The sequence below is a fragment of the Streptomyces sp. NPDC048196 genome (assembly GCF_040652715.1).
Taxonomy (GTDB): Bacteria; Actinomycetota; Actinomycetes; order Streptomycetales; family Streptomycetaceae; genus Streptomyces; species Streptomyces siderophoricus.
Map to the genome: position 1 here is coordinate 1 of NZ_JBEZMM010000071.1, position 18,608 is coordinate 18,608.

General features: G+C 69.5%; 17 protein-coding genes. 12 read left to right on the top strand and 5 right to left on the bottom strand.

Features of this window, described 5'->3' with window-relative positions; all coding sequences use genetic code 11:
- Positions 1 to 91: 91 nt before the first annotated feature.
- Complete coding sequence (locus AB0E02_RS35965; RefSeq protein ID WP_362147869.1) at positions 92 to 823, bottom strand: dienelactone hydrolase family protein; 732 nt, start codon at positions 821 to 823, stop codon at positions 92 to 94.
- Positions 824 to 1,003: 180 nt separating this feature from the next.
- Here AB0E02_RS35965 and AB0E02_RS35970 point away from each other — a divergent pair, with 180 nt between their 5' ends.
- A complete protein-coding gene (locus AB0E02_RS35970; protein ID WP_362147872.1) occupies positions 1,004 to 1,729 on the top strand; it encodes a DUF6333 family protein in 726 nt (241 codons plus the stop codon).
- Between the two features lie 68 nt (positions 1,730 to 1,797).
- The gene (locus tag AB0E02_RS35975; RefSeq protein ID WP_362147938.1) at positions 1,798 to 3,183 is read left to right on the top strand and encodes an SMI1/KNR4 family protein; all 1,386 of its coding nucleotides are present in this window, start codon (positions 1,798 to 1,800) and stop codon (positions 3,181 to 3,183) included.
- 36 nt (positions 3,184 to 3,219) lie between these two features.
- Here the strand turns inward: AB0E02_RS35975 and AB0E02_RS35980 are convergent, their stop codons facing one another.
- The 3 genes from AB0E02_RS35980 to AB0E02_RS35990 form a co-directional block, all read right to left on the bottom strand.
- On the bottom strand, positions 3,220 to 4,146 hold the full coding sequence (locus AB0E02_RS35980) for an RNA polymerase sigma-70 factor (protein WP_362147875.1): 927 nt from the start codon (positions 4,144 to 4,146) through the stop codon (positions 3,220 to 3,222).
- Between the two features lie 82 nt (positions 4,147 to 4,228).
- The gene (locus tag AB0E02_RS35985; RefSeq protein WP_362147878.1) at positions 4,229 to 4,702 is read right to left on the bottom strand and encodes a carboxymuconolactone decarboxylase family protein; all 474 of its coding nucleotides are present in this window, start codon (positions 4,700 to 4,702) and stop codon (positions 4,229 to 4,231) included.
- A gap of 672 nt (positions 4,703 to 5,374) precedes the next feature.
- Positions 5,375 to 6,106: a hypothetical protein gene (locus AB0E02_RS35990; RefSeq protein ID WP_362147881.1), complete on the bottom strand. Its 732-nt coding sequence runs from the start codon at positions 6,104 to 6,106 to the stop codon at positions 5,375 to 5,377.
- Positions 6,107 to 6,269: 163 nt separating this feature from the next.
- Here AB0E02_RS35990 and AB0E02_RS35995 point away from each other — a divergent pair, with 163 nt between their 5' ends.
- The 8 genes from AB0E02_RS35995 (at position 6,270) to AB0E02_RS36030 (ending at position 14,352) form a co-directional block, all read left to right on the top strand.
- On the top strand, positions 6,270 to 6,734 hold the full coding sequence (locus AB0E02_RS35995) for a GNAT family N-acetyltransferase (protein WP_362147884.1): 465 nt from the start codon (positions 6,270 to 6,272) through the stop codon (positions 6,732 to 6,734).
- Between the two features lie 79 nt (positions 6,735 to 6,813).
- Positions 6,814 to 7,851: a D-alanine--D-alanine ligase gene (locus AB0E02_RS36000; RefSeq protein ID WP_362147886.1), complete on the top strand. Its 1,038-nt coding sequence runs from the start codon at positions 6,814 to 6,816 to the stop codon at positions 7,849 to 7,851.
- Positions 7,852 to 8,257: 406 nt separating this feature from the next.
- Positions 8,258 to 8,653 (top strand): hypothetical protein, encoded by a 396-nt coding sequence (locus AB0E02_RS36005; RefSeq protein WP_362147889.1) that lies wholly within the window; start codon positions 8,258 to 8,260, stop codon positions 8,651 to 8,653.
- 18 nt (positions 8,654 to 8,671) lie between these two features.
- Entirely contained in the window at positions 8,672 to 9,343 is a 672-nt protein-coding gene (locus AB0E02_RS36010) for a hypothetical protein (protein ID WP_362147892.1), read from the top strand.
- Between the two features lie 3 nt (positions 9,344 to 9,346).
- The gene (locus AB0E02_RS36015) at positions 9,347 to 11,248 is read left to right on the top strand and encodes a hypothetical protein (RefSeq protein WP_362147895.1); all 1,902 of its coding nucleotides are present in this window, start codon (positions 9,347 to 9,349) and stop codon (positions 11,246 to 11,248) included.
- Between the two features lie 385 nt (positions 11,249 to 11,633).
- Positions 11,634 to 13,118, top strand: coding sequence for a PrsW family glutamic-type intramembrane protease (locus AB0E02_RS36020; protein WP_362147898.1), 1,485 nt, complete (start codon positions 11,634 to 11,636; stop codon positions 13,116 to 13,118).
- 8 nt (positions 13,119 to 13,126) lie between these two features.
- Positions 13,127 to 13,816, top strand: coding sequence for a DNA/RNA non-specific endonuclease (locus AB0E02_RS36025; RefSeq protein WP_362147941.1), 690 nt, complete (start codon positions 13,127 to 13,129; stop codon positions 13,814 to 13,816).
- Positions 13,817 to 13,839: 23 nt separating this feature from the next.
- On the top strand, positions 13,840 to 14,352 hold the full coding sequence (locus AB0E02_RS36030) for a hypothetical protein (protein WP_362147901.1): 513 nt from the start codon (positions 13,840 to 13,842) through the stop codon (positions 14,350 to 14,352).
- Between the two features lie 36 nt (positions 14,353 to 14,388).
- On the opposite strand, the gene AB0E02_RS36035 is transcribed toward AB0E02_RS36030, so the two are convergent.
- A complete protein-coding gene (locus AB0E02_RS36035) occupies positions 14,389 to 15,234 on the bottom strand; it encodes an SDR family oxidoreductase (protein WP_362147904.1) in 846 nt (281 codons plus the stop codon).
- A gap of 289 nt (positions 15,235 to 15,523) precedes the next feature.
- Here AB0E02_RS36035 and AB0E02_RS36040 point away from each other — a divergent pair, with 289 nt between their 5' ends.
- Together AB0E02_RS36040 and AB0E02_RS36045 are read left to right on the top strand one after the other, a co-directional pair.
- Positions 15,524 to 16,399: a serine/threonine protein kinase gene (locus AB0E02_RS36040; RefSeq protein WP_362147907.1), complete on the top strand. Its 876-nt coding sequence runs from the start codon at positions 15,524 to 15,526 to the stop codon at positions 16,397 to 16,399.
- A 4-nt stretch (positions 16,400 to 16,403) separates the two neighbouring features.
- Positions 16,404 to 18,587 carry a protein kinase gene (locus AB0E02_RS36045; protein WP_362147910.1) on the top strand — a complete coding sequence of 728 codons (2,184 nt, stop codon included), beginning with the start codon at positions 16,404 to 16,406 and terminating at the stop codon, positions 18,585 to 18,587.
- The last annotated feature ends 21 nt before the right edge of the window (positions 18,588 to 18,608 follow it).

An 18,608-nucleotide genomic window follows, 5' to 3' on the forward strand; every position in this document is an offset into this window, starting at 1 on the left:
GTGGTGTGGAGCCTAGACACCTCCACCACACCGGAGGTCTTCGCCATGATCAAGACCCAGCGACCGTTAACAACGCTCGTGATCAATACACCTAGAGGTGCGTTGCCAAGGCGGCGTACACCTTGCCCCAGGCATCCGCGCCGGCCTTCGGTTCGTAGTCCTCGGGGCGGTCTGCGCAGGCGAAGCCGTGCCGGGCGCCCGGGTACGTCACCAGCTCGTGCGGCACCTTGGCCTCGGTGAGCCGCTGCTCGGCCTGCTCCCACTCCTCGGCCGGGATGATGTGGTCCAGCTCGCCGCGGAAACCCAGCAGGAAGGCGCCGCCCGCAGCGATCCGCTCGCTGGTCTCCAACGGAGGCACCGGCCCGACCAGCGGGAAGCCGCTGTTCAGCAGCCATCCCGGATAGAAGACAGCGGCCAGCTCGAAGCTCAGCTCGGTCGCCGCCCGTAGCGCGATGTGTCCGCCCATGCTCAGTCCGAGGAAGGCCACGCCCCGCTCGCCGGCTGCCGCGCGCGCCACCGTCAGTGCCGCCGAGGCGTCAGCCACCAACTCGTCCCGGTCCAGCGCCCGCATCAGCACCAGACCGTCCTCGCGCTCCTCGGCCGAGTACCCGAGCGCGGTACGGCGAGCATTGCGCCAGTAGTAGTCGGGTGCCAGCGCCACGTACCCGGCCGTCGCCAACTCCGCGCAGGTGTCGCGAACGTAGGCGTTCACTCCGTACAACTCGGAGCAGACCACCACCGCGCCCCGTACCTCACCCACCGGGCGGTGCACATACGCCTCGATGCCACCGGCTTCGCCGAGTCTCTCCCACTGACCAGTCATCAGTCCCCCGTGCCTCGATCGCTGAATGTCGTCGCAATACTAGGCTCACGCAACGTGCGTCACACCGGACACGGGAAAGCACCCGGATATGTCCTGATGCACTCCAGTGAGGTTGCGACCGTCGTGCTCGGCCGACGGCCCACAGGTCCGCTGTCAGTGGCCCGCACTACGGTGTCGCGCATGACCAACCTCAGTCACTGGACCACTCCGGCGGACCGCATGGTCCGCGGCGGCATGGGCAGATGCGATATCACCATTCTTCAACCGCCGTTCTTCACGGCGACCGCGCACGGTCTCCCGGCCAACGACCCTGGCCAGGCACGGGAGTTGGTCCGATCCTTCGGCACCGTCGAGGAGGTGCTGGAGGAGATCGAGACCCGCCCCGCGCACCCGCCCCTGAACCTCATGGAGCGGTCCGACCTCGACCAGGTACAGGCCGGGGCCTGGGGCCCCGTACTGGGGATCAGCGATCCCGCACTCGGCGACGACGGCAACGACACCCCGCTGCTGTACGAGGTGGGCCGGCTGCGCGAGCGCTACCCGGATGCACGGATCGTCGGCCGCGTGGAGGTGGACTACGGCGAGTCCCATACCGAGGACATCGTGTGGCTTCCTGACGGCACCATGTTCCATGCCTCCGGTTGGCCCGGGATGGACCCCTGGGAGGTGACCGGCGACCCGCACGCGGTTGCCGCCGCCCTCGGTGTCACCGGCGACACGCTGGCGGAGATCGACGTCGACCTGGACGCCGAGCCGGAGGAGGTGGAGTGGTCCGCCTTCGTCGGCCTGGCCTTGGGGGAGGCCGACCCGTGGCCCTGGACGCACCTGGAGACCTCCATACTCAGGGTCCGCCACACCGAGAGCTACACCCGCCGCATGGAGAAGTTGTACTTCCTCGGCAGCTGACACCTCAGCCGTACTTCCTCGGCAGCTGACATGCCTCATCGGAACGACCGGAGAACACCGTGCCCTCGATACATGCGATAGATGACTTCGCGACCTGGGAGCCCGTACTGCGGCTCCTGCGGGCCGCCAACGTGGAGAGCCTTGCCGCGCCGGGCGGCCACGTGGCGGGCCGTATCGGCTCGCACTCGTGGAGTCTGCCCGTGCAGCGACGGTTCCCGCCGCCCGGACAAGCCGCCCAGGTCGCGGACATGCAGGACGAGTTCCGCGCGGTGAAGCGTGTCCAAAGCGCGCTCGCGAGCGCCGGCAGGGACGACGTCTCGTTCGTGGCGGAGATCTCGCCGAACGGGCGGGCCGCACTCCACCTGATCGGTTCCAGCCCCGCGGTGGAGACCGGCCTCGGTCCGCATCCTGGTTCTCTCCTCCTGGTGGAGGACGCGGTCCCGGAGCCCTGGCGTCGGCTGCCGGAACCGGTCCCCGGTGCGCTACCGGCTCCTTCTGTGGATCTGGCGCTGCTGGAACGCACGCTTCGCGAGCGCCTCCCCGATGCCATCGGCGCGACCGAGGCAGAGCTGGTCGCCACGGAAGCGCGCCTCGGCGTCGCGTTGCCCGACGAGCTCAAGGTCCTCTACCGGGTCACGCGGGCGAAGTGGGAGGACTGGGGAGACGACTACGAAGCGGCGGAGCGGGAGGCCCAGGCGGTCGGTTGCGAGCTGTTCCCACTGGATGCCCTGTACATCGCCGACGCCGCCTCTCGTCCCTGCCGTTGGGAGTTCGGCGCGACGGAGGCGGTCGTCACCGCGTCCGACGCCGCGGTGCAGGGGGTCGTCGGCTCGCCGGGCTGGATCGTCTTCGGCGACAACGGCGGTGGCGACCGGATCGCGGTCGACCTGACGCCCGGCCCGCGCGGACACACAGGGCAGATCATCATCCTCAGCCATGAGGAGAACATCGGCGCCGACCTGGTCGCCGACTCCCTCACCGACTTGGTGCTGAACGGGCCCGAGCAAGAGCCCGACAGCCATCGCACGGACCGGCCGCCGGTCGTGGCCAGGGTCAACATCCGGAGTCTGAGCAGTGTGCAGGCCGCCGTGCACGCCGGGTTGGAGGTGCTGAGCATCGGCGTTTGGGACAGTGAGCCGCTCAGCCTTGCCCCCGTCATGGGGTTGCCCCGTCTACGCACCCTCACCGCCTACCCCGGCACCCTCGCCGACCCGCTGGAGATCGCCGAGTTGACCGGACTGGAGTTCCTGAAGCTCGGCCCGGACGAGTGGCGGGTCCTCCTCGATGCCGAAGCCGTCCCGCGCAGCCTGTCGGCCGCCGCCATCGAGGTGCACAGCAAGCGCGGTTGGCACCCGCTGTCGATCGTGGCCCTCGCCAATGAGCTCCTCGCCCTCTGGGACCGTCCCTCGATCGCCCGGACCCTCCTCGAAGGCGATCTCGGCGTCGTGTCGTAGTGGCCCCTGGGCGCCCCGAGTTCTCGCGAGCGAGGGTCAGTGCCGCTGCCGCCGTCGGCTCTGCTTCACCTCCCGGTCGATGGCCCAGGCGTCGGCGACCGGTCCGATGTGGCCGAGCTTGTCGGGGTTGATCACCGAGCGGATGGTCTGGATCTGCCCGTCGAGCACATCGAGCGCCATGGTGTTGAGCACCTTGCCGTCCCGGTCGCGGAAGATCGCGCCCGGCTGGCCGTTGATCTCGTGCGGCTCGAAGGTCACGTCGATCCGGGCCATCCACGGGAAGACGGAGGCGAGCAGCCGGGCCACGCTCTCGGCGCCCATGACGGCCCTGGCCAGCTGCGGAGCCTTGCCGCCGCCGTCGCCGACCAGTGATACGTCGGCGGCGAGCAGGCCCTGCAGGCCGGCGACATCGCCTTCGCGGAGTGCGTCGAGGAACCGCGACGCCAGTTCCTCCCGTTCCTCGCGGGCCGCTTCGAACCGCGGCCGCCCGGCCTCCATATGCCGCCTCGCCCGCACCAGCAGTTGCCGGCACGCCGGCTCCGACCGCCCCACCGCCGCGGCGACCTCGTCGAACCCGAAGCCGAACACCTCCCGCAGCACGAACACTGCCCGCTCCAGCGGGCTCAGCCGCTCCAGCAGCACCAGCGCCGCCATCGACACCGAGTCGGCCAGCTCCACCGACCGCGCCGGATCCTGATACGGATCGCTCAGCAGCGGCTCGGGAAACCACGGGCCCACGTACTCCTCGCGTCGCACCCGTGCGGAACGCAGCACATCGATCGAGATCCGCGTCACGGTGGCCGACAGAAAAGCCTTGGTCGACAGGGGCCGCGTCGCCGAACCGTCAAAGCGCAGCCACGCATCCTGCACCGCGTCCTCGGCCTCCCCCACACTGCCCAGAATCCGGTACGCGATCGAAAACAACAGGGGCCGCAGCTCCTCGAACTCCTCGACCTTGCTCACGTTCAACCCAACTCCCCGTCGTGTTACTTCCATTGGGCTCGGGGCCCACCGTCGGACCCCGAGCCGGTCACCCTTGTGCCGATCAGTGGAACTGCCCCGGCTCGTAGTCGCCCGCCGGCTGCTGGGAAATGACGTTCAGTCGGTTCGCCATGTTCATGAAGGAGATCAGGAGTACCAGGGCGGTGAGCTGCTCCTCGTCGTAGTGCTTGGCGGCATTCGCCCACACCTCATCGCTGACCCCACCGGCCGCATCCGCCACCCGGGTCCCCTCCTCGGCCAGCTGCAGCGCGGCACGCTCGGCCTCGGTGAAGACCGTGGCCTCCCGCCACGCCGCGACCAGATTCAGGCGCACCGAGGTCTCGCCGGCCGCGGCGGCCTCCTTGGTGTGCATGTCGATGCAGACGGCACAGCCGTTGATCTGGCTTACGCGCAGTGACACCAGCTCCTGCGTCGCCGCCGGCAGCGGCGCTTCCTTGACCGCCTTGCCGGCCGACATGACGTACTTGAGGGCCTTGCCGGCGATCGGGCTGGCGAAGAAGTTCAGTCGCGCGTCCATGATGTGCTCCTCTGTGGTCATCGGTGACTACACCCTTGAGACGGGGCAGCCGCACGCCCTGTGACATGGGCGAATGTGACCTGCATCTCCCCGAAGGCGAGGCCCTCGCTTCGTTGGCCGTCGTCAGCGGTCAGCAGGCACCACACAGCCAAAACGGCACGACGCAGCGCCAGGCCCCACACAGACATGGGACGCAGAACGTGGCGGAGCCCGGGAGTCGTATCCAGCTCCCGGGCCCCTGGGGGTGCCACCCAATTGCGCACGCCGGCGGCGTTTAAGAGGACGGATCAGTCATCAGGCCGTCGTGTTCTTCCCTTGAACTACCGCACCGTGGAGAGGTGCAGGCGAGATTCGAACTCGCATCCGACGGCGTTCGTCCGTCCTCGGTCGATCCGGCGATCGGCGGCAATGCTGAAGCTGGAGCGAGAGTCTGAGATTGATGCGGGATTGCCTCTGCCATGTTGGGCTACCCCGGCCCGTGGTGCCGGGGGAAGGACTCGAACCTTCACTGTGACCCGCGTCTTCAGGCTGAACTTCAGTTTCAGCTTGCGCTCATCACACGGACCGGTCCTCAATCCGGCCCGTGCCTGTTGCGCACCCCCGCGCTCGCACGCGGGGGCGATCATGGATGCTACCTGCGGCCGTCGTCAGCCGAACAGGTAGCGGCCGTCGTCAGCCGAAGAGGTAGCCGAACACCGCGTCGCCGACGCGCTGGTCGGTGACCTCGGCGCCGTTGGCCTCCTCGCGGGCGAACTTGACCGCCTGCTGGAGCTTCTCGACCCGCTCCAACAGCTCGTTCACCCGACGCGCGGGAAGCGCTCCGGAGAACTTCACCGTGGTCCAGTAACCGATCGGCACGTCCTCGTAGTACACCTCGACCTGCGCCGGGTGCTTGTCGGTCGCCTCCGCCTTCACGTGGTTGCGCGGGACCTTCTTCGTGCGGATCGTGCGGACCGGGTCCGTCTTCCACCAGTCCGTGGACGGGTCGAGGGACCAGGACTCGGCGGCGTCCAGCACCGGAAGCTTCTTGACGAAGGCATGCAGGTCCGTGAGCTGCTTCTCCAGGAACAACAGGTAGCTGACCGGAACCTCGGCGAGGATCGTCCGACCGTCGACCGTGACGTCGGCACGGGCCGTGCAGTTGGCCCAGTCCTTGGTGGCCGTCACGTCGAACAGGCGGGTCAGCGACGTCGACATCTCGCGCAGCACGTCCTCGGCCTGGACCTGCACCCGCGTGGACTCGGGCGGCAGTTGTTCGCCCTCTTCGTCCTTGGGCTGATACGTACGCGAGATACCGGCCAGCAGAGTGGGCTTCTGCACCCTGTGGTGAGCCGCGGTGATGTCCTGGAGCGACTTGCTCTTGACACCCTTTTCGACAGCGATGATCTGGTTCAGCTTCGCCACTTCGTCCCCCTTCGAACAGCAGAAACATATCCCACAGAGCACGCACGCTCGAACGCTTTTCGATCTGCGGGCACCATGTCCGACCGCAGTCGACACTTGCGTTACTTGGAAGTTCCAAGTTACTCCTTGGAAAACCAAAGTTCGGCCGCTACGCTGCCTTCCCATGGTCAACAGCAGCAGGGAAGACGGATACCAGCTCTCCACGGACCCCGACCGCCTCGACATCGACCTGGTGCACCGCTGGCTCTCGACCGATGCGTTCTGGGCGCTGGGCCGCAGCCGGGAAACGGTCGAGCAGTCGGTGCGCAACTCCCTCAACTTCGCCGTCCATGACGCCACCGGCTCCCAGGTCGCTTACGCGCGTGTCGTCACCGACCGGGCAACCTTTGCCTGGCTCTGCGATGTCTACGTCGCTCCCGCACACCGCGGGAAGGGGCTCGCCACCTGGCTTGCCGGCGCCGTCCGCGACCACCTCGCCCCGTACCGGCTCAAGCGCGTCATGCTCTCCACGCTCGACGCCCACGGGGTCTACGCGAAGGTTGGATTCGCCCCCGTCCCGAACCCCGAACAACTCATGATCCTGAGCCCCGCGCCGCACCACGAAGCTACTGGCCGCAGCGCCGATTGATCGTGAAGTGAACGACTGAGCCGACCGGCTCGCTGCGAGGCGAGCCGGGCCGGGCCGGAGAAGGGTGAGGGAGTCAGCCGTGCGTGTGGTGATCTTGTGTGGCGGGGAGAGCTCGGAACGCGATGTCTCCCTGGCCTCGGGCCCCTCGGTCGCCGGGGCCTTGCTTGAGCGGGGACACGAGGTGGTGCTGGTCGACCCGGCCTCCGCGGTGCCGGTCCTGGCCGGGCCGCTGCGGCCCGGCGACACGGTCGACGGGTTCGCGGTGGGCAAGGAACCGCCGTCCCCCGCAGACCTGCCTCGGTTGAGACGGCGGATGCACGCCGCCCTGACCGACGGCCCCGTCGTGGAGCTGCTGCGTGAGGCGGAGTTGGTGTTCCTGGCACTGCACGGCGGCTGGGGCGAGGACGGGCATGTGCAGGCGCTACTGGAGATGGCAGGCGTACGGTTCACGGGCGCGGGCAGCGCGGCATGCGCGGCGGCGTGGCACAAGGGGCGCACACAGGCCGTACTGGCTGCGGCGGATGTTCCGGTGACCGAGCGGGTGCTGTGGCAGCCGGCGGCAAGTGGTCTGCCGGCGGCCGTGAAGCGGCTGGTGGCGGCGGGGCCGGTGGTGGTCAAGCCGGTTGCGAACGGTTCGAGCGTGTCGGTCCACTACGTCGATTCGCTCCCGCAGCTGGCGCGGGTGGCGGCCCAGACACGCTCCGGTGAGGCGGAGCTGATCGTGGAACCGTTCCTTTCCGGGCGGGAGTTCACCGTGGCCGTGGTCGGCGGCGAGGCGCTCCCCGTGGTCGAGATCGAGCTGACGACGTCGATGTTCGACTACACGGCCAAGTATCAGTCCGGGGCGGTCAGCGAAGTGTGTCCGGCACCGGTACCGTCCGAATTCGCCTGTCGGCTACAGGAGTTGGCCCTGCGTGCCCATCAGGCCCTCGGCTTCGGCGGCAACTCGTATTCACGTACCGACTTCCGCTGCGACGCCGTCGGCGAGCCGATGTGCCTCGAAGTCAACGCACTCCCGGGCCTGACAGCGACGAGCCTGCTGCCGCTCGCGGCGACAGCGGCAGGCTGGACCTACCCCGACCTGATTCAGCGCCTCATGGACCTTTCACCGCGCTGAGCAGGAACGTTCCGCAACGGTGGTTGGCCTTGAGCGAGGTGCACCAAGGGCCGCAGGTCTCACGTTGTCTGCGGACAGGGCCGGGGCCCGGACAGCTTCGCGCAGGACATGTGACGCGCGACACAGCGTCTCGGTGTCACACAACGACCGGGCCGGGTGTCCTGTGGGTGGCTCAGCCGAGAGGACGGCGGAGGACAGCCACCTGCGGCCGGCACGGCACGGTCTTCCGTGCGTTCCATGCCTACAGGTGTGCGCTGCAGGTCAACGACGACCGCTGACTTCCTCGGAAAGATCTTTCGTGCTTGGCCACCGCTGCCTACGCCGACGCTACGGCGTCGGATTCGGACAGCGGACTGCTGCGCGTTTGCGTACGGCCCAGGAACTCACTGAGGAAGAAAGAACTTCAATGACGGATCTGCTGCACAAGCTGGTTTCTGCGGTCCTTACCGGTGGACTGATCGCCCTGGTGGGGGCGTTGAGCGTGGCCGCGCGCCGGCGCCGGGTGGCCAGAGAGGAGGCTGCCGCGCCGGCACCGGTCGAAGACCGCACCCAGACGCTGCTGCGGCTGGCCCAGCAGTCGGACCACAGCCGCGACCAGCTGGCCGCCCAAGGCCGGCAGGCGGAAGCGCTGGCGCAGGCCAGGGAGGCCGCCGCGCACTGGCGTGAGCTCACCGAGGCCCGGCCCGGGCGGTTCCAGGCGGAACGGCGGGCCGCGCTCGGGCGCCTGGGCGAGCTCCTGGCCGCGGCAGGGCAGGAACAGCAGGCGGCGCAAGTCCGCCAGGAAGCCGCCCGGCTTGCCTGACGGAACGAGGAGAACATCATGCCCGCAGCCATCTGGTCCGGTCGAGACGGTCACTCGGCGAAGGTGACCGCCGACATCGCGCAAGCCCTGGGCGCTGAACTGGGCCTCGCACAACCGCCGTTGGCCGTAACACTTCCCGCCGACAGCACTGGGGTCCCGGCCGGCAGCCTGCTGCCGGCGCGAGAGCGGTTCAGCGGCATGCCCGCGCCGACGCACTGCTTCGTCTACGTCGACGCCCAGGCACCGAGACCCTTCGAATTGCGCGCCGTCGTCATGAGCGGGCGTTCGGGGCTCCGCCGCAGCCTCGGGCTGGGGCCCCTGCTCCATGCCGTGCCGATCGGCCCGCCGGTTCACGCACGCGTTGCCCTGACTGTGACCCGGCGCGGCTCCACCCCGTCCTCCTTCGAAGGGGACACCGCCACCGCGAGCCTGCTGAACGCGGATGCCGAGCTGCTCGATCTGGCCCGTGCACTGTCGCCCACCACCGCCGGCCCCGATCACCTCCACACCTGGCAGGTGCCGGGACTGCTCGCGATCGAACCGCGCCCCGAGGGAGCGCTGCTGCTCATACGGACCCTTCACCGGGCCCACGCCCGTACCTGGTCCCTCGGTACCCGGCCCGTCCTGGACCTTGCCGCCCGGGTCGAATCAGCGCTTCGGCAACGCCGTACGCGAGAAGGAGGAAGCTGACTGATGCCGTCGCACGAAGACGAAGCTCTGGACCAGCTGATCAACCGTGGTGGTCCGCTCCCGCCCGGCCCGGTGAAGGAGTTGGCGCTGGGCCTGGCAGAGGTACTGGTGCCCCTGCACGCCGCCGGAGCGGCACACGGCGGCCTCGCCCCGTCCACCATCCTGGTGACTTCGGACGGTCCGCGGCCGACGCGCTCGGGCTCCCCTGCCCCCACCGACTCCTCGGCTGACGACATCCGGGCCCTCGCGAAGGTGCTCCTCTTCGCGGCCACCGGCGTGTCACGCCCCGGACCGTACGACCTGGCGGCCGTAGCGGATCCCTCCTTACGCTCGCTGATAGCCGACTGCCTTGCCGAAGACCCGGCCGTACGGCTCACCGCCGCACAGATACTCCAGCGCCTGCGCCCCCAGCCGGTGGCAATACCGCCCATGCCGTCCGGCCCTCCACCCCTACCGCCCACTCCCCCGTCACCCACCCGAATAGGGGGACGCCGCGGGCCGGTGGTCCCACTCGTCGCAGTGCTCGCCACGATCCTTGCCGCTGCTCTCGCGCTCACGGCCTGGGGCCCGGGGTCTTCGTCAACGGCCGCCAGTCATCCGCCCGTTACTCCGCCGGGAGCCTCAGGTCGGCCCAGCCATGCCCCCCAAGGAAAGTCCGGCTTCGCCTGGTCGTTGACCAAAGCGGACACGGGCACCTTCGTGGGCCTGTGGAGCACCCCCAGCACCGTTGTGCTCGGCACCGACACCGGTCTGACCTCGTACGACGTCGCGACCGGCAAGAGGTTGTGGACCTGGAAGCCACCGCACGGCGGGCTGTTGTGCAATATGAGCCACAGCACGTCCGAAGGGATCGGAGCCTTCGTCTACGGCAGATGGGCCCCGAAACCGGGGATCGAGAGGTGCGACCGTCTGCAGACCGTCTCCGTCGACTCGGGCCGGCTCGGCTGGGCACACCCGGTCGGTCTGGTGGCCGAGGGATCCACCGGATTTCCCGACCGGGTCGGTGGGGAGTCGCTGTCCATCAGCGGCAACGTGGTGAGCGCCCCGTTCGCCGGGCCGCGGACGCGGGACCATGGCGGCACCGATCTGCTCACCGCCGATGTACCGACCGGCCAGGTGAGGTGGTCCACCGACTTCGGTGCCGCAGCCATGCCCAACGGATGCCAACTCAGCGGGCACGCACAGGCGTTGACGGGCACGGTCTATGCCGTTGCCCAGTGCGGCAGTGCACCCAGGTTGCTCGCCTTCGGTGCCGCTTCCCCCACCACACCGGTCTGGGAAAGCCCGCTGCCCGGGTGCAAGTACCCCGTCTCCCACCGGACATCGTCCGCGCTCATGACCGTCAAGGCGGACCATCTGCTGGTCGGATGCGATCTGGCGAGCCCGGGGGCTGCGCTCTACACACTTTCGCCGGAGGCGAGCCGGCTGCTGCCGGTCGATACGAGCGGAGCCGCCACCATCACCGCGTCCTACGACTACGCCGGCGTCCATGCCCCGGCGAACGTGCCGATGAACGCAGACACCTTGTACCTCGTCAAAGGCGAGAACACCTTCAACGCCCGCTCTGACGGCGTCATCGCCGTGGACCTCGCCACGGGTCGACAGCGCTGGAGCACCACCCTGCCGGGCGTCTCGTCCGTCACGCTGGTGTCTCCCACCGATACGGGCGTGGAGGTGTGGGCGAACGCTGCGGGCAGGCCCTCGCTGTACACCGTCGCAGGACCTGACCGGGTGACGAAGGGACCGGCCTTGAAGTCGGGTAAGGGCGGGTCGTTCGCCGCCGACGACCCTGTACGCCCGCCACGGGGTGTCCGGGTCGGCGGCCATCTCGCCCTAGCGTTCTCCGCTTCTTACGGGGCGCACGAGATGGTCCTCGGAGTGCTGCGGTCGGGGAGTGCGCCGTGACTGAACCCGCACCGGAGACAGCGGCGAAGAGAAAGACCCAGACGAATACTGAGACAGCGGCGCCGGGTTACCAACGAGCACCGCAGTACCGCCTCCTCTTGGGGTGCGGGGTGGCTGCCGTGCTGCTGGGCGTGGTCGCCGGGGTGGTGAACTTCGGGGCGCAGCCGGATCCGAAAGTGCCAACCCTCCCCGGGATGCGGACGCGTCCCTCCGGACTGCCTACGAGCTTCCCCACCAGTCCTCCGACTGGTGGGAGGACTGGTCTCCCGACTGGTTTTCCCACTGGTCCCCCGACTGGTTTGCCCACTGGTCTTCCCAGTGGTTTTCCCACTGGTTTCCCCACTGGTTCCTCCACCGGTTTTCCGGGTCTCACTGGGGGAAGTTCATGAGCCAGCTCTCCCCTGAAGGCCGCCTCTCCGGCTCGCCGGCTGCTCGCATGCGTGCGGTGCTGCTCGTCGCGGTGCTGATGTGTGCCGCGTACACCGTCCAGGTGGCCGTCGACGTTCTGCGCCCACACCTCTTCTACGAAGAAGCCCATGCGCTGGTCGGCTGGCTGAACCCGCCGCTGAAGGGGTCGCCCTACCCGTCGTTCGGCTGGTACAAGGTGTCGTTCTGGTGCTACGTCCTGAGTCTCCCGGCCGCCCTGGCCCTCTACCTGATGGGCCGGCGACGTGGGCAGCATCTCGCCCATCGGCAGGCATCAGCTGCCCTGGTGCTGCTCCTGCCCTACCCGGTCTGGATGCTCGACTCCTTCACCCACAGCTTCACATCGCTGCTGCTCTGCCTGCCCAGCACCGCCTACGCGCTGTGGCTGGTCCACCGGATGCAGCGCTACGTCCGGCTCCCGGCACGGTTCCTGCTGGCGATGGCCGGCTGGGGCGCTGTGGTGGGCGGCGGCTTCGGCGGCTCGATGAACCAATGGTGGCTGGACTACGCCTACCACTACCTCTCCCCGGGCCCCGGGCATCTGATGCCGCTTGACCTGGCGCGGCTCAAGCTCGACGTCACGTCCGGCAGTCTGGTGTCCGCCGGCCTCTTCGAGGAACTGGGCAAGGGCGCCGGCGTTGCGGTCGCCCACCTGCTGCTGCGCAGGCACATCGACAACATCGTGTCCGGGATCGTGCTCGGCGCGGCCTGCGGTGTGGGATTCAACCTCACCGAGAGCGCCCAGTACATGGCCGCACATGACGCCGCGAACGCCTCCACCCAGTACTTCCTACGCCAGTCCTTGGGGCTGATGGCGGCCCATGTGGCGTTCACCGCCGCGATCGGTGCCGGCTTCGGGATCGCGCGGCAGCTGAAGGAGCGGCGGGCCCGACGGACCGCCATCGTCTGCGGATTCGGCATCGCCATCGCCGGTCACTTCGCCAATGACGTGTTCTTCACCGCCTTCGGCCGCGTCAAGGACGAGTGGTTCGCACCCGGCCCGACCGTCGACCTCCTGGTCCTCACCCCGCTGACCTTCCTGCTGCTCCAAGGACCGCTCGTGCTGCTCTACCTGGTCCTGCTGAGGCGGGGGGCCCAGGACCAGGCAGCCGCGCTCGCCGTCGAGCTCCGCGCCGAAGCAGCCACCGGACACGGAGCGGTGACCGCCGGCGAGGTACCGGTGCTCCTGAGCCCGCCCCGCCGTTTCTACCTCCGCCTGCGCGCACTCCGACGCGACGGCATCACCGGGTACCACCACCTGGGCCGGCTGTACGACGCCCAACTACGCCTCGGCATGACCCGCTGGCACCGCAGCCGGGACGAGTACGACCCGCACACCGCGGGCGCCCTGGCCGAAGAGGCCCTGCGCCGCCGCATCGCCGGTCTCAAACGCCCATCGGTCCCACCCCCACCGTCTCCGAGCCCGGTCCAGGCGGCGTCATGACCCTACGCATGCTGTTACGGCGCACGGCGGCGGTGTCCGGCCTGCTGTGCGCGCTGTGGTTACTCCTGCCGGCCCCCGCGTACGCCGCGCCCTGCGGCAGCGTCAGCTATGACACCAACGGCAACCCGAGCCCGCCACCCATCCCCCGCCCCGGCGATCCTTGCGCCGGACAAGCCCGGACCGGGGCGGGTGCGGTCGCTGCCGGAGCTGCCGCCGCGACCGCGGCGGCAGCCGCCGCCAGTGCCGTCCGGGGCCGGGCGGCAGTCCCTGGAGTGCGGGCTCCAGCCGCCCCGATTCCGTCCTACTGCAAGCCGTTGGACGCCCTGGGGCGAGCCACCGGTGTGCAGACGACGATCACCTCGGAGATGCTGAACACGGGAACCAAGCCCTCGCGGCGCATCCAGCCGCCGGGGTGGGTGGGTGAAGCCGCCGGCCACACCCGCGGCCACCTCCTGGCCAGGTCGCTGGGTGGCGATGGACGTGCACGGGCCAATATCGCCCTCATGTACGACAAGGCCAACAACGAGGTCATGGAGAAGTTGGAACAGCTCATCTACGAAACCGTCCGCACACGCGGCCCCGTGGAATACTCCGCGACACCGGTGTATCGAAACCCGGACGATCTCATTCCGGCCGGAATTCATATCAAGGCCATCGGGCCTGGCCTAGACATCGACCAGACCGTCATCAACCAGTAGGCGATATGACCGACCTTGAACTCTTGACTCGCTTCCCTTCGACCGGTGCGGACCACCCGGTGGCGAACGACTGGCCGAGCGCCGAGCAGGCCCTGCACACCAGCTTCCCGGCGCCCTTCAAGCAATTCCTCGACGTCTTCGGCGGCGCCAAATTCGACGACTTCCTCCGCGTCTACCGCGCGGGTGCCCAGAACGAGAACGTCGACCTGATCAGAAGGTCGATCGCCGCACGCGCGACCATGGCCAACTCCCGTCCCCACCTCCGAAGTCTGCTGGCAGACCGTGGCGTCACGCCTTCGGAACTCATTCGGTGGGGCGGGACGGACAACGCGGACATACTGTTCCTGGTTCCCCACCCCGACCCCGACGAATGGGCGGTTCTCACCGTCATCGGCCGTGGTGAGGAGTTCGATCTCTACGAGGGCCCGGCGGAGAGCTACCTGCTGCGCGTCCTGCGGGGCGAGTTGACGAGCCGGGTTTTCCCGGACGACTTCCCCGGCGAGGAATTTTTCATCGAACGCGCGCCCTGGATCTGAAGGGCCAGAACGGCCCCAGGGCGACACTCATCACGGTCAAACGAAGAAGTGGCGGTTCCGGCGGACGAAATCGGCGAACCCGAGGGCTTCGCGGCCGGTGAGATCGGCAACGGTTGACGTGATGGTCTCTGCACCGCCGTCGCGGAAGGCGCGGGCAACTTCGATCAAGGCATCGGCGTAGAACTCCGGCAGCCCACGGCCCAGCATTGCCGCACGCGCTTCGTCGTCGGGCAGTCCCACATAGCGCACCGGCTTACCGAGGACATCGGAGAACGTTTCCGCGGCCTCGGTGTAAGTCAGTGCCTTGGGCCCCGTGAGGTCGTAGACGCAGCCGTCGTGGCCGTCAGTGGTAAGAACCCGCGCAGCGACAGCGGCGATGTCGCCGACGTCGATGAAGCTTATGGGTGCGGTGATCAGCGGGAGGCTGAACTCGCCGGCCGTTCGGATGGACGGCTGGTTCAGGAAGTTCTGCAGGTAGAAGTTGGGGCGCAGGATCGTCCAGGGGAGGCCGGACGTGACCAGTGCCCGTTCGACGGGCCGGTGCAGCCGGGCGATCGGGGACAGCCCTTCGTCGGCCCGCCAGACCGACAGCTTGACCACCCGCACTCCCGCCGCCCGGGCGGCTTCCACCATGTTGAGCTCATGTGTCGTCTGGGCCGGGCTGGTCGCGCCGAGGAGGAAGACGGACTCGATGCCGTCGAGTGCCGGCCCGAGCGTGTCCGGCTCGGCCAGATCGAGCGTCACCGCCTGACCGCCCGACTTGATCACCTGGGTCGTGGTGTGCGGATCCCGGTAGGCCGCACGCACGGCCACACCGTCGGCAGAAAGCCGAGCGAGGAGCGCCGTTCCCACATTCCCACTCGCACCGGTCACCAGAATCATCCGTGCCTCCTTGAGGCGGTAGCAGGGAGTACGCCAAGAGTGGAACACACCGTCCTGGCGATCGAGGCACGATGGGGACCGCAGCAACAACTGGCGGCTCCGCACGGCCAGTCGGCAGTGAGCGACCAGGTCCAGCCTCTCGGTGACCACCCCGCTCGCCCTACCTGGCGAAAATGCGCACTTCGGACGCCATGTGCCGTCCGTCGTCCCCCATGCGGACCCCCTTCCGGCCCCCGCCCCCGCCGTATATAGGCTCACGTCCGTATCGAGCCTGACGGGGGAGAAACGAGTGGAGCGGCTGCGGCAGGACGATCCTGCGCGGATCGGGGAATTTCTGACGTTGGCGCGTCTCGACGCCGACGGCAGCAGAGGCGTTCCCGAGCGTCGCTATCTGGCCCGTAGCGCTGACGGCGGGCACACCGTGCTGGCGTTTCTGCCGTCGCCAGGCGGTGATCCGGCGCGGTGGGCGGCCGAGGCGCAGCAGGCGGCCCGGCTGACCCAGCCCGGCTTCTTGCCGGTCGGCCGGCTCGGGGGGACGCCGGCCTTCCCGTGGTATTCCTCCCCGTACCGGCCCGTATTGCCGCTGCCCGCCGTCCTGGCCGCGTACGGCGGTCCGCTGCCGGAACCGTTGGTCCGTACCCTCGGCGGCACGCTGGCCGAAGCTCTGGCCTCGGCCCATGTCCTGGGCATCGTGCACGGCGGGCTCTGCCCGGCGGGTGTGCTGCTGACCGCCTGCGGGCCGCTGCTGGGCTGCTTCGGTGCGACCCGCGCGAACCCGGTGGCCGCGGCCGCCTCGCCCACGCAGGCAACCGCGCTGGAGACCGGCTGTCTCGCCCCCGAACTGGCGGCGGGCGGCCCGGCGGACCGGGCCGCGGACGTCTACGCGCTGGGCGCCGTGCTGGCGTACGCGGCGACCGGGCACACAGTGCCCGAGCGGCAGGAGATCCCCGCCGGCCTGCGGGACATCGTCACGGCGTGCCGCTCGCGCGATCCGCAAGGCCGCCCCGAACCGGCAAGGGTGCTGGCGGAGTTGCTGCCGGGCGCGGCATACGGCGCGCTGACCGGCGCCACGGAGCCGATGTCGCTGCCCGGCCGGATCGTCGAGGCGTTGTCCCGTCAGTCGGCGGAGGTCCTGGCCGCCGCACTCCCCACCCAAGGGCACTGAAGTCATGATCTCCCCCCTTCTCCACGACGACCCGCACACCGTCGGGCCGTTCCGGATCCTCGCCCGCCTCGGTGGAGGCGGCATGGGCACCGTCTACCTGGCACGTTCGGCGGGCGGCCGCACGGTCGCGGTGAAGACGCTGCACACCCGTCTCGCCGCGGACACCACGCTGCGGACCCGCTTCCGGCTGGAGACGGACGCGGCACGCGTCATCGGCTCCGATCACGGTGCGCTGGTCGTCGACGCCGATCCCCAGGCACCCACCCCGTGGCTGGCGACGGAGTACGTGCTCGGCCCGCCGCTGGACACGGCCGTCGAGGCGGGCGGGCCGCTGCCGGAGCCGGCCGTGCGCGCCCTCGGCGCGGCCCTCGCCGCCGGACTGGAGCAGCTGCACCGGTCGGAGGTGGTGCACCGCGACCTGAAGCCTTCCAACATCCTGGTGACCGCGCAGGGCCCGCGGATCATCGACTTCGGCATCGCCCGGGCCTTCGGCGACGAGCATCTGACGAACGTCGGCAGCGCCGTGGGAACGCCGGCGTTCATGTCACCCGAGCAGGCCGCGGGCCTGGAACACGCCGCCGCCGGCGATGTGTTCGCGCTGGCCGGAGTGCTGGTCTTCGCCGCCACCGGCGTCGGTCCGTTCGGCGGCGGCGCCCCCACCGACCTGCTGTACCGGGTCCGGTTCGGCGAGCCGGACCTCGGCGGGGTTCCCGAGTCGCTGCGGCCCCTGCTCGTCCGCTGCCTGGCCAAGGATCCCGCGCACCGCCCGTCCACCACCGAGCTGCGTACCGCACTGGGCGGCGCCGGGGTCACCCCGGGCGACCGCGGCGGCTTCGCGGACCTGCTGCCCGACGCGGTACTGCGGGAGATCGCCCGCCGCAGCGACGAGGTGTGGCGCGAGCCACCGCACCGCCTGCCACCACCGGTGCCCACCGAGACGCCGCGGACCGAGGCCGCCCCCGCGCCGGGCGTCTCGCGGCGGCGGCTGCTGACCGTGGCCGGGGGCGCCCTGCTGGGCGGCGGCCTCCTGGGCGGCGCGGGCTGGGCCCTGTTCGGGGGTCCCGGGGACGACGGGGGCGGCGGCACGAAGAAGGACGCCGTCGACCGGCCGAAGCCTCCGACCCAGCTGTGGAACACCACCATCCGGTGCCCCGACTCCGGGGGCGAGGTGACGCGGGTGGGCCGCAATCTGGTCATGCGCGCGGGCATCGTGCTGTGCGGCATCAACGCCGAGTCGGGCAAGGACACGTGGCAGGCGAACATCGCCGAGACCTGGCGGTCGGCCACCGACGGAACCCGGGTGTACGCCCTGCGGGACCGGGAGGACGGGGCGGCGCTGGCGGTGTGCGAGGTCTCGCAGATCGACGGCCGACTGGGCAAGCCCCTGGTGGAACTCTCCGCGTTCACCGGCAAGGAGCAGTACAACCAACTGCTGTGCGTGGTCGACGGCATCGCGTACCTGGTGGCCAAGGCCGCGTCCGGCAAGCGCTGGTACCTGGTCGCGGCCGACCTCGGAAAGGGCAAGGAGCGCTGGCGCAGCCCGGTGGACGGGCCGCAGACCGAGGGGTTCCCGCCGGCGCTGTGCGGTGCCGTGGTGGGGTCCCGGGTGGTGCTGTGCGGGACCCCGAGCGAGGGCTCGAAGTTCATCGGCCTCTCCGCGCACGACAAGGACCACGGCCGCCAACTGTGGGAGATGTCCGAGACGTTCGCCGGCACCACACCGCCGTCCCAGCTGGTCACCGACGACCGGAACCTCTATCTGGGCGCCGAAAGCCTCACCGCCCGCCGGCTGTCCGACGGCGGGCTCGAATGGCTCTTCGGGAAGGACCGCGATGTCGGTGACAGCGCGGGCGAGGAGCGTCGGTACGGCACGCCGATCCTCCACGACGGAGTCCTCTACTGCACCGAGGCGGACCAGGGACTCATCGCCGTCGACGCCCTCTCCGGCACGCTGAACTGGCAGGAGAAGGGACTGTCCGGCAGGAAGAACAACCGGAACGTGGCCCCGGCGATCGGAAAGCGGTACGCGTACTGCGCCGACGACAAGGGCCTCCGTGCCGTTGACCTGCGCACCCGTAAGGCCGTCTGGACGTACGAGACCGTACCCCTCGTCCTGTCCGCCGACGCCAAGGGCGGCCATCTGTACGTCCGCCAGGAGAAGCGGACCCTCGCCCTTCCGCTCGCCTGACGTCCTGCCCGTTCCCGATCC